General features: G+C 65.7%; 9 protein-coding genes. All 9 read right to left on the reverse strand.

The window, feature by feature from the left end; translation table 11 throughout:
* Window positions 1-4 precede the first annotated feature (4 nt).
* On the reverse strand, window positions 5-4288 hold the full coding sequence (locus tag I2H31_RS09540) for an FG-GAP-like repeat-containing protein (protein ID WP_196292793.1): 4284 nt from the start codon (window positions 4286-4288) through the stop codon (window positions 5-7).
* A gap of 251 nt (window positions 4289-4539) precedes the next feature.
* Complete coding sequence (locus tag I2H31_RS09545; protein ID WP_196292794.1) at window positions 4540-4989, reverse strand: hypothetical protein; 450 nt, start codon at window positions 4987-4989, stop codon at window positions 4540-4542.
* Window positions 4990-5021: 32 nt separating this feature from the next.
* Complete coding sequence (locus I2H31_RS09550; protein WP_196292795.1) at window positions 5022-5498, reverse strand: hypothetical protein; 477 nt, start codon at window positions 5496-5498, stop codon at window positions 5022-5024.
* Window positions 5495-6094: an RNA polymerase sigma factor gene (locus I2H31_RS09555; protein ID WP_196292796.1), complete on the reverse strand. Its 600-nt coding sequence runs from the start codon at window positions 6092-6094 to the stop codon at window positions 5495-5497. The genes I2H31_RS09550 and I2H31_RS09555 overlap by 4 nt, the downstream gene beginning before the upstream one ends.
* 178 nt (window positions 6095-6272) lie before the next feature.
* A complete protein-coding gene (locus tag I2H31_RS09560) occupies window positions 6273-7856 on the reverse strand; it encodes a serine hydrolase domain-containing protein (protein WP_196292797.1) in 1584 nt (527 codons plus the stop codon).
* Window positions 7857-7939: 83 nt separating this feature from the next.
* On the reverse strand, window positions 7940-9361 hold the full coding sequence (locus I2H31_RS09565; RefSeq protein ID WP_196292798.1) for a serine hydrolase domain-containing protein: 1422 nt from the start codon (window positions 9359-9361) through the stop codon (window positions 7940-7942).
* Window positions 9362-9477: 116 nt separating this feature from the next.
* On the reverse strand, window positions 9478-11916 hold the full coding sequence (locus I2H31_RS09570; protein ID WP_196292799.1) for an outer membrane beta-barrel family protein: 2439 nt from the start codon (window positions 11914-11916) through the stop codon (window positions 9478-9480).
* Between the two features lie 152 nt (window positions 11917-12068).
* Window positions 12069-13892 carry a M56 family metallopeptidase gene (locus tag I2H31_RS09575; RefSeq protein ID WP_196292800.1) on the reverse strand — a complete coding sequence of 608 codons (1824 nt, stop codon included), beginning with the start codon at window positions 13890-13892 and terminating at the stop codon, window positions 12069-12071.
* Complete coding sequence (locus tag I2H31_RS09580) at window positions 13876-14295, reverse strand: BlaI/MecI/CopY family transcriptional regulator (RefSeq protein WP_196292801.1); 420 nt, start codon at window positions 14293-14295, stop codon at window positions 13876-13878. Before I2H31_RS09580 ends, I2H31_RS09575 begins: the two co-directional genes overlap by 17 nt.
* Window positions 14296-14582: the final 287 nt, after the last annotated feature.

Consider the following 14582-nt stretch of genomic DNA (forward strand, 5'->3'; position numbering starts at 1 on the left):
AATATTATTCCACTACCAGCTTTTTCACCACTACCCCAACCGGAGTGGTTACCCGCAACGAATACACCCCCGCGGCCACTTCCGCCAACGAGAACGTGCGCGGGGCAGAACTACCCGGCAATTCTTGGGCGCGCACTACCCGGCCCACGGCGTCGAGCAGCTCGGCCTGAACGGCCGCGCCGTTCAGGCTGGCGGGAAGCTCCAGGAAAACCTTGGCTTCGGCCGGGTTGGGGAACACCGCTACCTGGGCCGCGCCGTCCGATGGAGCAGTCGCCAGCGCCCGTTGGGCCATAACAAGCAATTCGAAACGCCCGCTGGTGGTGGCACTCAACTGGAAGGCGTAGCTCGGCTGCGCGCTCAGGTCCACCAGGGCGCCGGTTTGCCGGTCGCGTAGGTAGGCCGTTACGCCTGCGGGCAGATTCGCAAGCTGGGCGGCGTTAAGGACATAAGTGCCGGCGGTGGGCACGCGGACGGTCAGCGGCACGGTTACGGGCGTGGCGCCCAGGGCCGGCAGCCCAGCAATGGCTAGCTCGTCATTGCCCGCTACGGCGGTCAGGTTCAGGCCGTGCGAGTTGGGCAATTTCACCGCATCGAACCCTGCATCGGTGCCGGCCGTGGCGCCTGGCTCGAAGTACACGTAAAGCGGGTCGCTCAGGCCACCTCCTTGCAAATCCAACTGCACGAGCGGGCGGGTGCTACTGCCCCGGTGGAACACCGGGTTCTGGTAGCTCGTCACGCGGGCGGCGTCGCGGAAGGTGAGCGTAGCGGCCGTCTGCCCGGCATTCACCCGCACGAAAAAACCCTGCCCCAGGGCAAGAATGGGGTCGCCCCCGACCCCGTTCACGTAGGCGCGGTAGCTGCCCGCGTACTGGCTCGTGCTTGCAAACACGTAGATGGCCGCGTCCAGGCCTGCCCGGTCGGCCGGGGCCACCAGCGAGTAGTCGAAAGGCGAAGGGTAGGGGTTGCCGACCAGGTGCCACCCCGCGTCGGCCGCGTTGGCCGACGCGCTGGCATTGCGGGTTAGCGTGCTGCTCAGGGTGCCGGTATGCAGCGGCCCGCCGGCGAAGCTCACCGCAAGGCCGGCGCTAATATTAACCGTGAAGCCCTTGCCCGAGGGCAGCACGTCGGTGGGGTTCGTGGGCGAGTACCAGCCCTTGTCGAAGGCGGAAAGGCCGTTGGCCACCGAAGCCAGCCGGGTTTGGTCGTAGCCGTACACGTTCGGAAAGGGCGTCACCAGATTCGGCGCGGCGGCCGTGTTGTAGGCCGGGTTTACGATGGGAGTAAAGCCGGTCGTGGCCAGGCCGCCCACCTGGGCGGCGTTGGCTATCGGGGAAGCCAGGTGCCGGTAGCCGGGGCCGGGGTTCAGGTCGGGGCTGAGGTAGCGCTGCACCACGGCCGTGGCGCCCACCACGCGGCCGGGATTGTTGTAGACCAGGGCCGTCCCCGTGGCATCGGAAAGCAGCGTGGTGGGGTTGCCGTTCAGGTTCAGGTTGCCCACGGTGGTCAGCAGGCGCTGGATGGTTAGTCCCGCGCTGGTGTTCAGGTCGGCCCCGTTCTGCTGGGTGGTCAGGTTCCAGAAGCGCGTGGCGCTGCTCCCGGCAATGCTGGCCGTGGCGGTAGCTCCCAGCTCCACCGTGCCGCCGGTGGCAGTAAAGGCGCCGTTGTTGGTCCAGTTGCCGCGCACGTCCAGCGTGCCACCGCTTTGGGCCAGCGTAGCGGCGCTGGCAATGGTTAAGTTTTTGGTCGTGGCCGGGCCGTTGGTCAGCAGGGGCATGCGCGGCGCCGCGGCGGGCACGGTGGCGTCGAGCGCGGCCGTGGGCACGCCGGCGGTCCAGTTGGCCGCCGCAAACCAGTCGGTGCTCGCGCTGCCCGTCCAGACGGTGGCCGTGACGGGAGCGGCGTAGGTGATGCTGTATGAAGGGGCCGCCACGTTGCCATTGCCGGCCGCGTCCTGGGCCGAGCTGGCCGGTACGCTCACCGTGACCAGGCCGTTGGCGGCCGGCGTCAGGGTGAAGGAGTAGGTCGTGCCGCTGCCGCCGAAGCCGCTGAGTGCGCCGTTGGTCACCGTCACATCGCCGGCCGCGAAGCCCGTCACGCTCTCCGAAAAGGTCACAGTCACCGTGAAAGGCGAAGCATTGGTGTTGCCGCCCGAGGCGCCGGCCGAACTCGTAATGACTGCCGTAGGGGCGGCTTTGTCGATGGTGTATGAGTCACCCGTGGTAAAAGGCACGTTGCTGACGCCCGGCGTAATGCCGGTCGAGTTGCTCAGCTGCAGCTGCACCGTGCCGCTGCCCGTCCCCGTATTCACGACCACGGTGTAGGCGTTTCCCGAACCGCTGACGCTCGCCACGCTGGCCCCCGAAACCCCGCTGGCGGCCACGGAAAAGTTGCCGGTAGTAAGCCCACTCACGTTGCTGGCAAACGTGACCGCGAAGCTCACGCTGCCGGCGTTGGTGGGCGACGCGCCCGTTCGCACGCTCGACACAATCGTGGTCAGGGTCGTGAAGGTTTGCACGCCGCCGTAGCTGGTGCCCGCGCTGTTAGTAGCGTAGGCCCGCACCGAGTAGAGGGTGCCGCTGGCCAGGCCCGTTACCGTGGTCGAATAACTGCCCGTGCCTGCGCCAATCGCCACTTTCGTATTGGCGGTGGTTGGGGTGCCGCTGCCCGGCACGTACACCACGCCGCGCTCGCTCACCGCCGCGCCGCCATCGGCCGCGACGTTGCCGCCCAGCACAGCGCCGGCGCCCGTGATGCTGGCGGGTACATCCGTGGTCACGGTGGGTGCTACCGCCGGTGCGCCCGTCGTGAAATTATAGGTCGTGTTGTCGAAGATGCCGTAAAACGTGCGTCCGTCCGCGTCGATAAACGTTTCCTCGTCGCTGCGCAGCGCATACGCCGTGTTGCTGGCCAGGGTGATGACGGGGTTATAGGTCCAGGTGGTGCCCGCGCCCGTCACCGCCGCACTCCCGATGGGCGTGGTTTCCACCACTGCGTTATCCGACACGCGAACCAGGTACAGGTTACCGTTGCCCTTGCTTACGCTCCGGTCGAAAGTCAGCACCAAGTTCGTGGCCGGGCTCACGCCGGTGGCGTTATCGGCCGGCGCGGTGCTGCTCAGTTGGGGGCGGGTGCCGTCCTGCCGAAGGCTGCGCGGGGCCGCGCCGTTCACAAAGTCGAACAGGTCCTGGTCGCCGTCCCGGTCGTAGTCCACGGCGTCAAGGGCCGGGGCGGATATCTGGCTGAAGGCCATGCCACTGAGCGGGCCGCTGCTGAAAGCGCCCGTGCCGTCAGTAGCGGCGATGGCAGCCGCGAACGTCCCGTCGCCGTTGTTCAGCTGCAAGCGGATGCCGGTGGCCGTAGTGTTGCCGGTCTGGTACAGGATGTCTTGGTCGCCATCCGATTCCACGTCGAAGAGCAGGTAGCGGGCCCCGAACGCAAGGGTGGGCAGGCTGCCGAGGGCTAGGGCCGTGAACGTGCCGTTGCCGTTGTTGCGCACGAGCCGTGGGGCCGTGTTGTTCTGGTAGTCCACGAGGTCTGGGTCGCCGTCGTCGTCCAGGTCCGCCGCGGTGAGCGACGGCTGCGTGAGCTGGGTAAACGTGATGCCATTGAGCGGCCCGCTGCCAAACGTGCCGCTGCCGTTGGCCGCAATAGCCGCTGCAAACGTGCCGTTGCCGTTGTTGAGCTGCACGTTGAAGCCCTGCCCGGAGGAGTTGCTGGTTTGGTAGAGCAGGTCCGGGTCGCCGTCATTATCCAGGTCCACGAACAGCTGCCGGGAGCCGAAGGCGAGGGTGGGCAGGCCCGTAGTACCGGCGGCCGTAAACGTGCCGTTGCCGTTGTTAAGGATGACGCGCGGAGCGGTGCCGTTGAGAAACTCCACGATGTCCGGGTCGCCGTCGTTATCCAGGTCCACGGCCTGGGTCTGGGGTGGGGCCACCTGCGTGAAATACACTCCGGCCAGCGGGCCCCCGGTAAAGGCCGCGCCGCTGGGCTGCGCGATGGCGGCCCCGAAGGCGCCCCCGCTGTTGAGCTGCACGGCGATGCCCGCACCCGTCGAATTCCCCGTTTGATACAGCACGTCCTGGTCGCCGTCGTTGTCCAGGTCCAGAAACAGGTGGCGCGACCCGAACGCCAGCGTCGGCACGCCCCGGTCGCCTTGCAGGCTGTAGGTGACGGCCGACTGCGTATGGGTGATGCTGCGCGGCGCGGCGGAAAGCCCCTTGGCCGGATGGGTCGACTCGGCCCGGGCCTCCTGCCTGACCGCGGCAAGCACCCCGGTCAAAGCCAGCAAACAAACCGCAAAAACACGTGAAGGACAACAGAATCGGTAACGTTTTCTCATCATTGCAAGCAGAAAGGGACGGGTGATTAGAAGGCAGAGGGCGCCAGTATTGCTTCGGCACTGGGGTAGCCCGGTGCTCGTAGAAGTGGCCAAGGCTTCGCCAGCACCCGGCTGCAAAGGCGGGCGGTGCGCAACCGGGTGCGGTAGGAAGTTGCCGGCGGATGGCCTCGGTGGGCGCGGGTCCGATGCCGGGCGGTTAGCTACTCAGGAGTCGAGCGTTTGAGAAAGAAATAGTAGCCCGTAAGGCCAAGGGCAAGGCTGAAAGCCAGAATGATAACCGAATGCACGCCCCACGGGGGGTAAAGCGCGCCCACCGTCAGCCCCACGCCGGCGGCCGTAAGCAAGGCAATCCACTTCACCAAGCCCGCGGCGCCGGGCTTGCGCCGCTCGCGCGGGGCGAGCAAGAGGGCAATGGTGCTCTCGGGGGCGCCGACTTCGATGAGCCGCTTTTTCAAGCGGTTGTCCAGCAGCAGCTTCAAGATGACCACCGCGACCACCGCCAGCAGAACAAACAAGGCCAGCACGAAGAAATTATGCCGGAGCTCATTCACCATCGCGGCGTCGAGGCCCGCGGGCACCTGGCTTGGGGCTTGCGCGTGGGCCCTACCGACTGGCAGTGACAGCGCCAACAGAAAGAAGCTTTTTTTCATGAAGCGGAAGGCAAGGCGAACCTGGTAATGCATTAGACCGGCTGCGCGCCGTCGTGTTGCAACTCGCGGGGCAAGGAAAGAAAAATTTCCGTTTGCCGCCGGTGGCGGAACAGCATTTCCAGGCCATAAGCCAGCACCACGCTAACTGCCAGCACCGTGCCCAGCGCTACCGCTCCGGCCGAGGCGGCCTGGAATAGTTGCCGCAGGGCCGCCCAGCCACTGGCCACCACCGCCAGCGCAAACGCCAACCCCAGACCACCCAAGGCAATAAACGCCCAGGGAAAAGCCCGCGTGACGCCGGGCAGCTGCCCCGCTACCCGCGCGGCTAAGTTGAAGTCGAACGCTGGCTGCGGGGCCGTCTTCAGGGCCGAAAACAGAGCCTGGTAATCGGCTACCCGGCGTTGGCACGCGGGGCAGGCCCACACGTGGGCCGCGAGCGTTGCGTCTGCCGATGAGGCATTTTCGGCCCATTGCTGGGCTTGTTGTTCGGAAAGGTGCGGCGTGTTCATAGCTCGTCCCGTTGGTAAGTAGCTTCGATGCTTTCCTTTAACGCTTTGCGGGCCCGAAACAAGTAACTCTTTACCGTGCCTTCGGGCAGCGAAGTGATGTGCGCAATTTCGGCGTAGCTCAGCTCCTGCTGATGGTAGAGGCCAATCAGCGTTTTGTAGAGCGGCGGCAGTTTGTCAATCTCGGCGGCCAGCACCGCCGTCAGGTCCTGGCCGAAGAGCCGGGCTTCCACCTCCGGCGCCACCGCCAGCAATGCCGGCGCCCCAGGGCCGGTTTCGGCCGCTTCCAGGCCCGGTTCGCCCGGCAGGAGCAGGCGCTTCTTCTCGAGGTAGTGCAGGCAGGTGTTGTAGGCAATTTGTCCAATCCAGGTCGAGAGTTTGGCCTGGTGCCGGAAGCCGGCCAGGTGGCGGAAGGCTTTGAGGTAGATGTCCTGCGCCAGGTCGGGCCGGTCGGCCGGGTGCGGAATCAGCTTGAACACTATCTGGGTCACCAGGCCTTTGGTCCGGTTAACAATCTCCCCAAACCGCGCCGTATCGCCTTGCAGCACCTGTTCCACGAGGTACTGGTCGGAGGGGGAATACGTCGACGGACGGCTCATATGGCGGATGAGACCGGCTTGCGCCGGTTATGTTGCAGTTCGATTAGCAGTTCCGCCCGAGTCCCGATAGGGCGGAGCTGTTGGGCGCGAAAATGAGTTAAATCATGGCGGGCCCGCGCAGGGAAGTCGGGACCAGACCTCCCGGGTACCGTGTGGCTGGTAGCAGGCGAGTACTCGCTCAGTGCAGCGTCTGCGGGCGCGACGGTTGGGTTTCTGTCGGCTGCCGCGGGTCGTCCAGCAGCTTGACCAAGGCCCGTTTTCCTGCTTCGTTGCCCGGGTTTAGGGCAATGGACTGCCGGTACATTTGAATGGCTTCGGTTCTTTTTCCGGCCAGCGCCAGCCCTTCGCCGTAGCTGTCGTAGGTATTGAAGCTCGCCGGGAACAGCAGAATGTTCGTGCGGAGCACTTCCAGCGCCAGCCGGTGCTCTTGGTCGAACGCTGCCGTGTGCAGCAACTGCAGCCCCAGACTGTTGAGGTCACTTTCTCGGAGAACGTAGTGGATGGAATCGGCCTTCAGCTCCTGCCATTTGCAAAAGGCTGCGTCGGCCCCTTGCGCAACCAGCGTGCGGCCGTACACCGGCCCCAACGATTGGCGGCGGGCAACCGTGGGCTGGTGCTGCAGCAGGTTCAGCGCGTTCAGCCCCGCCCGGTAAAGGCCGCGGTGAAAGGCATTGTCGAACAGGACGACGGTTTGCCGGTGGGTGAGGTCCCGCAGAAAAATGCTCAGGGCGCCCGGCTGCCCGCCCGTGTGCCCGACTACTTGGCTCCCGGCGCTATCCAGGAAGAGCATCCACCCCAGGCCGTAGGAAGTTTGGCCGAGCCCCAGGTCCGCCACGGCGGCGTGGCCGGAAAGCAGTTTGGTGGGCGTAAAGGCTTCCGCCAACGTCGCCGCTTTCAGCAAGCGGCCCTGGTAGAGCGCGTCATCGAACCGGAGCATGTCGGCCGGAGTGGTCGTAACGTTGCCCTGGCCCACGAAGCCGCTGGCCCCGTGCAACCGCCAGTGGTACTTGGCCAGGCTGTCCACGTTTTGCAGGCGGGCAGAGTACAGGTAAGGGTACTCGTAGTTGGCGGCCCGGTGCTCGTCCGCCACGCGCGCCGGGTCGGCTGAGAAGTAGGTGTCCTTCATCCCGACCGGGCCGAAAATGTGCTTTTGTACATAGTGCTGAAACCGCAGGCCGGAAGTTTCTTCGACGAGCAGGGCCAGGAGCAAATAATTGGTGTTGGAGTACTCCCACTTCTCGCCGGGCCGGCTCCCCAGCGGCTTCTTCCATTTCTTTAAGGCCGGCAGCACGTCCTGATTCGTAAAGACTTTGCCAGGATTGGCGTCCATCTGCGCCTCGTAAAGCTCGTAATCGGGCAGGCCGGAGGTGTGCGAAAGCAACTGCCGAATGGTGATGGCCGAATACGGAAACTCCGGCAGGTATTTCTTCAGCGGCTCATCCAGCGCGAGTCGGCCCCGGTCCCGAAGCTGGAGCACGGCCGTGGCCGTAAATACCTTCGCCACCGAGGCAAGGGCAAACCCGGTGCGGCGGTCGTTGGCCTGCGCGGGCGCGAAGCGGGCGAAGCCGAAGGACTGCTGATAAATAGGACGCCCCTGCCGGGCAATAAGCACGCTCCCGTTCAGCTCTTCGTGCTGCGCTAAGGAGCGGAACAGGCTGTCCAGGCGCCCCGTGGCGCGGTCCTGGCCATGGGCGTTGGTGGCGGGCCAGGCCAGGAGAGCGAAAAGCAAAAAGTCCGTGAAATAGTGGGTGACTTTTTTCATAGCCGTTTTCGTTTTTGACTTAAAACCGGTTTGTTTCAGGACCACGAAAAGCCCCGGCGGCCTGCGCTATCGGCTGCAGGCCGCTACTTGAGCCAACTGCTGTAGATGGTCCGGGCGATGCTGTAAAAGGAGTCGATGGAATGGTCCCCGGTATTGGTGAGCAGCACGATGCCCGCTTCTAACTCCGGGTAAATCAGCAGCAGTGACGTGAAGCCGTCGGTGCCGCCGTCGTGCGACCAGCGCAAATGGTGCCCCGTTTTCGTGGTGGAGATGCCCCAGTTCAGCCCCGCCCCGGCCTGGGCGGTGCCAAACGTGAGCTGGTGCGAGAGCTGCGCCGCAGCCCGGTGGCGGTCCAACTGCCCGCGCACGTACAGCAGCATGTCGTGCGGGGTGGACCGGATGCCGCCGGCGGGCTCGGCCAGCCGGTTGCGCCAATACGCCGTGCGGTTGCCTTCCACGTCGTAGCCCGCGGCGTAGCGCGACAGGTCCCTCTTAGCCACCGCAATGGCGCTGTGCCTCATGCCGTAGGGCCGAAAAATGTATTGCTTGAGCAACTGCTCGTAAGGGGCGCGGTAGGCCTTTTCTAAAATCAGTCCTTCCAGCCCCACCGCGAAATTGGAATACGCCCGCCGCACGCCCGGCAGCGTATCCGGCCGCACGCTGAGCAGCAGCTGGCGCACCAGCGCGTCGTCAACCAGCAGGCCCGGGGCGAACGGGTCCTGGCCGGTGCCGGGCAGCGGGGGCTCGGAGGGCAGCCCGGAAGTGTGATTGCTGAGGTGCACCACGCGAACGGGGGCACCCGCGTACTGCAAATCGGGGTACTGCCCCGCCACGTATTGCCGCACGTCATCCTGCAGGCGCACCTTGCCGTCCAGCACCGCCTGGGCCAGCAGCGTGCCGGTGAAGGTTTTGGTGACGGAGCCTATTTCGTAGATGGTGCTGGGCGTGGGCAAAACCCCGGAGCCTTTTTCCGTTTCCCCGAAGTCGTACACGTGCAGCTGCCCGCCAACCAACACCCCGACGGACAGGCCCGCGACGTTCGCGTTGCTCATGTACTCCGTCACGGCCCGCTGCACCACGCTATCCAAATGCGTTTTCAGCGGGTTGTCGCTCAGAAATCGGGTTCGGGTCCTGACAATTGGCAATTTGTAGAACGAGAGGCCCAACGAGCGGTACACCCGCGGGCCCGTGGCCGACACGCTCAATTGAAGCGACCGTTTAGCCAGTCGCAACCGATATAAGGCGCCCGTGCTGTCGAAGGAAATCAGTTCCGAGACCGTGATTCTGCCGAAGTCCTTCGTTGCGGCAAGTAAGCCGGTCAGCTGGGCCTCGCTCACCTCCGCCCGGAACGTGGCATTGCCCATCGCATAAATCCCTTGCCAGTCGCCGCGGTTGAGTTTGGCCACGATGCTGTCCTTTAGCACGTCGTGCGCCCCAATGGCAGCTTGTTGAGCAGGTGCGGATAAGGCGATGAGAAACAGTGAAATGCAGAAAAAGAGCTTCATTTTAAGGACAGATAAGTGACAGTAAAATCTGGGTTTTCCACGGGCGGCGGGCTCAGACTGAATTACTTGGTCCGGGCGCTACGGTACCGCCGCCCGCGCGCCGGGTGGCCCGGGCGCTATAGCCCGCCGGCCCGGCGCTTTTCGTCGCCGGCCGTATCGGCGCGGCGGGTGGGGGGTAGTTGGTCGTTGCCGAGGCGGTAGCTGAAGGCCAGCGTGGCTGCCCGGGTGTCGCGGCGAATGGCGATGTACTCGGCGTAGGTGCCGTAGGTAGAAGTCACCCGGGCGCGGTTGGTGTAGAGCAGGTCGGTCACGTTCAGCTTAAAGGTGCCCCGGCCCTTCCAGAGTCGTTTTTGGGCCCCGGCGGTCAGCTCGCCGGTGGCCCGCGTCACCGAAAACCCCGACACGGCCGGCGACTGGTAGCGGGCGCTCAGGTCCAGGCCCCAGTCCCGGGGCAGTGTCACCGTGTGGGTGCTGGTGAGTAGCAGCGCGAGCCGGCCCCGGTTCAGGCGCGTGTCAGCCAATTCCCCCGTGTATTGGTCGTAGAACAGCACCGCGCCGTTGTCTATGGCCCAGCCCTTGCACGGGGCCACGGGCACGCTGAGGGTGAGGTCGAGGTAGTGCTCCGCGCGCAGGTTGACGGGACGGATAACGAGGGGCTGGCCACTGGCCGAAGTGGCCGGCTGGGTTACCAGTACGAACGGATTCTGGGTGTTGCTGTAGCTCAGGGCCAGGCTGTACTGCTGCAAAAAGGTGTGCGTCAGCTCGGCCACGTAGCTGGTTTGGGGCAGCAGGCCGGCATTGCCGGAGCGGAACGTGGTGGCGTTGAGGTACACCCGAAACGGGTTGAGGTCGTCGTAGCTGGGCCGGTCGAGGCGGCGGCTGAGGGCCAGGGCCAGCTCGTGCCGGGCCGAGAGCTTGTAGGAGAGGGACGCGCTGGGAAACAGCTGGAAATACTGCCGCTCGAAGCTTTCGTTGCCCACGGCCTGCACGCCCCGGGCCGTGGTTTGCTCCCCGCGCAGGCCCGCCCGCAGCGTGGCTTTGGCGCCCGCTTGCTCCACGCTGACATAGGCCGCGTCGACACGCTCCTCGTAGCGAAACCGGTTGGTTTGGGCGGGGTCCACGGTGGTCACGCCGTCCAGCGTTTGCCAGAACACCACGTCGTTGTCCGAGCTTACCTGGCTGATTTTGGCCCCCGCACTCAATTGCCGGCGGCGGGCCAATGGGTGCGTGTAGTCGAGTTGGGCCGTGCGCAGCGTGAGTTGGCCGGCTTGGTCGCCGGTGAGCCGACGCGGCGCGGCCGGGGCTTCGGGCAGCGCGGTGAGGCCCTGCTGCCGGGTGGTGCGAAACGAGGCGTAGTTGACATCGGCCGCCAGGCTGGGCCCGGTGCTGGAATCGGCAAAGGCGTGCCGCAGGTTCAGGTTGCCGGCCACAGTGGGCGCGGCCGTGCGCCGGTAGGTGTCGGATTGCAACGCGGCGAGGGGGCGCTGCGCGGCATCGCGCAGGGTCAGCGCGTTGGTGCCTTCGGCGGCGCTGGTACTGGCCAAGCCGTTGGCCGCCACGCCCAGCGTCGTGCGGGCCGAGAGGTCGTAGTCGAGCCCGACTTTCCAGCTGTGCGCGCGGGTGCGGGTGGCGCTGTAGTCTTCCTGGTCGGTGCGGCTGCCGGCCTGGCCGGGGGCGAAGAAGTCGCGCCGCAACACGGCCCGCACGTAGTTGCCCAGGTCGGCGTAGGTGTACGTGCCGAAGCCATTCATCGGGCCCCGGCGGTGGTTCAGGCTCAGGCCGGCGCTGTACCGGCCGAATGTGCCGCGCCCGTAGCTCAGGTTGGCCGTGCCGTTGGTGCCCTGGCGCTGGTCTTTTTTCAGGGCAATGGCGATAATGCCGGCCCCGCCCTGCGCGTCGTAGCTAGCTGGAGGATTATTAATCAGCTCAATGCTTTTGAGTTGCTCGGCCGGCAGGGTCCGCAGGTAGTCGGCCAGCTCGGTGCCGCTCATGGCCTGGCGCTTGCCGTCGATGAGCACCAGCAGGCCCTGCTTACCGCGCAGGGCCAGGTTGTCGCTGCCGTCCACCGTCACGCCCGGCGAGCGGCTGAGCACGTCCAGGGCCGTGTTGCCGGCGGCCAGCGTGCTGCCTTCCACGTTCACCACCGTGCGGTCGGCCAGGTGCTCAAACAGCGGCTTTTGGCCGAGGACGGTCACTTCTTCCAGGGCCGTGGCGGCGCTGGGCACCAGGGCCACCGGCGGTAGGAGCAGGCCCGCGGCCGGCAACTCAAACGGCGCCGACCAGTACCGCGCAAACCCCACTTGGGTCACCGACACCAAGTAGCGTCCGCCCGGCGCCGCGGCCAGTTGGAAAGCCCCGGCCGCGTCGCTGTAGTCCGACTTCACCAGTGTCGAATCGGTGGCGCGGTGCAGCGTAGTAGTAGCTAGTTCCACTGCCCCGCCCTGGGCGTCGCGCACCACGCCGCGCACCACGGCCTGCCCCTGGGCCGTGAGGGGCAGCGCCGCCAGCAGCCCCAGCCAAAGGCCCCGCCGCACCCCGCGAATGGCAGACAACAAATTGAATGACAGCGCTGATGTATTCATATAGCTTGAAAATGCGTGGGCAGTACGCCGCCAGGCGACCGGCCGGGCCGGACATGGCAAAGCCGGTCAGCAGAAAAACTGCCTACTGCGTGAGAAAGAAAAACAGGGGCGAAGCGGGTGGGTAGCTACTCGTTGAGCGTGATGTGCACGGAGCCGACTACCTGACCAGTGGCGTCGGTGGGCACCCGCAGCCGGGCGCGGTACCGCGCGGCCACGGCCGCCGGTTGAGCCTGGCCGTTCACCGCCAACTCAGTGCCTTTGAAGAGCAAATCGGCGACGGTAGCCGTGGGCGGGAGCAGCCCATTCCGGCGCAACTCCCGCAGGATGTCGCGGGTCTGGGCTTCGGATACCGGCTCCATCCGGGCACTGGGTGCCCGAGGCTGGCTTGTGGCATGGCGGACCGTCGCTTGGCGGGCCGCGTCCGCTTTACGGGCGGCTTCCTGCCGGTTCAGGGCGGCCTGGGCCAGGTTTCGGTGCGCCTCCGCCATTTTGCGCTCGGCCTCTTGCTGGTTCAGGGCCGCCCGCGCGTCGGCTTGCCGGGCTCGTTCGTCGCTGTTGTCGGCGGTGAGAGGGGGCAGGCGGGTGGTGAGGGGCGACAAGGTCGGCAACCGCTTGCTGCGGGCAGCATCCGCGGCGGCCAATGCCTTCTGGCGAGCAACCGATTCTTGAAACCGGGCAGCCTGCGTGGTTGAAGCATTTCGCTGGGCTGAGGTCCGTTGGGGCGACTTCGGCTTATCCGGCTGCGGTTGCGGGGTTTGTTCAGGAAGGAGACGGGCGGAAGCGCTACGCCCCGCGATTAGTGTCGGCGTAGCGGCCACGGAGCTTGTCGGAACCGAGGTCGTTGCACTCGACTGGTTGGCGGCCAAGGGTGCGCTGCCGGGCAATGCCGCGCCCAGCGATGCCATCGTGCTGCCGGCCAACAAGGCCAGGCCGCCCATCACCACCACGGCCGCGCCGAAGCCCTCGGCAAAGGTGGGGGCGGTGGGCGCGTGTTGCACCAGCCGCCGCACGCGCCCCAGCAGGGAGCCGTTGGGGCCGGCGGCGGCCAGGGCCAGCCGGGGCCGGGTCGCCGCGTAGTTCAGCTCGGCCACGGCCGCCAAGGCCTGGGCCAGCAGCCGGGCGTCGCCGTGGAGGCGGGTCGCTACGTCGTCGCAGCAGTTTTCGCGCTCGGTGCGCAGGCTGGCCGCTAAGAACCACACCGCCGGATGATAGAAAAACAGCGTTTCCGCCACCGATTGCAAGAGGTTGAACAGGTAATCCCGGCGCAGCACGTGGGCCAGTTCGTGGGCCAGAATCATTTCCAGCTCGGGCGTGGGCAGCCCCGTGGCCAGCCCCATGGGCAGCAGCACCACCGGGCGCAGCACCCCCACGACCACCGGCGACGTCACCAGCGCCGAGACCAGCAGGCGCACCCGTTGCCCCAGTCCGGCCCGTCGGGCCAGATCGTCGAGCCACTCCTGCCAGGCCGCGGGCAAGGCCGCCACGCGGTAGTGGCGCAGGCGCTGCACATAGGCCAGTTCGCCCAGCAACCGCAGCAGCATGGCCACCAGGCCCAGCAGCCACCCGCCAACCAACAGCGGCAGGTGGCGCTCCACGTAGCCACTGCCCGCGTCAACCAGCTGCCGCAGGCCGGAGGACTCGGCCGGTGCGGCTTGCGTACGCAAGTCTTTTCTAAACTCCTCGCTGCGCGGTTCGATAGCCGTGGCAACAGCTGGTGAGCCCAGACTGGCCGCGTAGTAACGCCCGAACGTGAGACCCGCCAGGGCCAGCATGGCTACGAGGGCCGCCGCCGCCACGCGGTAGCGCACCACAGCCGCGTGGCGGTGTAGCAGCATCAGCAGCACGGCGGCCAGCAGGCCCACCAAGGTGCCCTGCCACAGCGAGTGGAGGAGCGTAAAGCCCAGGGCCCGCAGCAGGGCCGGCGGCAGCAGGTCAGCGAGCGAGTTCATCGGGCGAGGGGTTGGGGGTGGCGTCCGGGGCGGGGGCGGTCTGGTTGAGCAGGGCGCGAATCTGGTCCAGTTCCTCGCGGGTGTTCTGGCCCTTGCCCAGGGCCCGTAGCACCAGCTTCAGGGCCGAGCCGCCGAAGGCCGACTGCACGAGCCGGTCGAGCAGCTGCGTTTGGGTTTCCTCCTCGTGCACGGCCGGGCGGTAGGTATGCGGCCAGGTGCTCTCGTCGCGCAGCACAAGGCCCTTGTCCAGCATGAGCTGCAGCCACTTCAGGGTGGTGGTGTAGCCCACCTCGCGCTGCTGGCTCAGTTGCTCGTTGACCAAACGGACGTTGGCCGGGCCGTGCTGCCAGAGCACTTGCAGGATGGCCAGTTCCGAATCAGTAGGTTTGGGTAAATCAGGCATAAATGGCAGTGGCTAAAATTTACGAATACTTTCGTAATTCAAAGATATACGAAGAAGTTCGTAACCTGTGCATGATTTACGAAATTATTCGTAAATTTTTTAAATTAAACCTATCGGTCTATTCTTTTTACGATTATTCTCTCTGTTACTTCTTGAAGTAACAATTGTCTAACAGATAGTTAGCCGCAAATTTGCTAACGGGCGCACCAGGCTTTCCTGGCTAGCCAGTGGCTTTTGCGGTTATTAAACAGGACGGTTGCTGGGCTGATTACTTGTCAAACATCTAA

Source organism: Hymenobacter ruricola (assembly GCF_015694525.1).
GTDB classification, from domain to species: Bacteria; Bacteroidota; Bacteroidia; order Cytophagales; family Hymenobacteraceae; genus Hymenobacter; species Hymenobacter ruricola.